General features: G+C 62.3%; 1 protein-coding gene. It reads left to right on the forward strand.

The genetic code is table 11. The features are described from left to right. On the forward strand, positions 1 to 624 hold a 624-nt coding region (locus tag PYR71_RS30760), incomplete at both ends, for a transposase (RefSeq protein WP_275621783.1).

Consider the following 624-nt stretch of genomic DNA (forward strand, 5'->3'; position numbering starts at 1 on the left):
TCGGTGATGACATAGTCCGACCCATGGCCCGCCGGACAGCACGCCTGGACACCTTGGTTCACCATCTCGCTTTGGCATTGGGTGGTCGCCCGGCAGCACGGTTCGCAGATCGTCTCGGGTTTCCGGGTAGCAATGACACGCTGCTTCGAACCGTTCGCCGATATGATCGCCCACCGCCACCGCCGCCGAGCGTTATCGGCATCGATGACTGGGCGTGGCGTCGCAATGATCGATATGGCATGATCATCTGCGACCTTGAGCGGCGAAAGACGATCGCCTTGCTGCCCGACCGAGAACCGGCGACTGCCAAGGCCTGGCTGGTCCAGCAGCCCCAGATCGAGATCGTCGCACGAGACCGCGGTGGCGGATATGCGCAAGCCGCCACGCAGGCCCTGCCACATGCCGGTCAAATTGCCGACCGCTGGCATCTGATGGAGAACGCTAGCCACGCCTTTCTCGACGCTGTGCGCACGTCGATGCGGCAGGTCCGCATGGCAGTCGGCACAGCAACCTTAAAACTTAAGCTTCTGACCGGCGCCGAGCGTCTGCAATACGAGGGGTATCTGCGACGTGAAGAGGCAAACGCTGTCATTCGTGGGCTCGTCGGCGAAGGTGTGCCCATCA

Origin of the sequence: Rhizobium mulingense, from assembly GCF_029194105.1 — a bacterium.
GTDB classification, from domain to species: Bacteria; Pseudomonadota; Alphaproteobacteria; order Rhizobiales; family Rhizobiaceae; genus Rhizobium; species Rhizobium mulingense.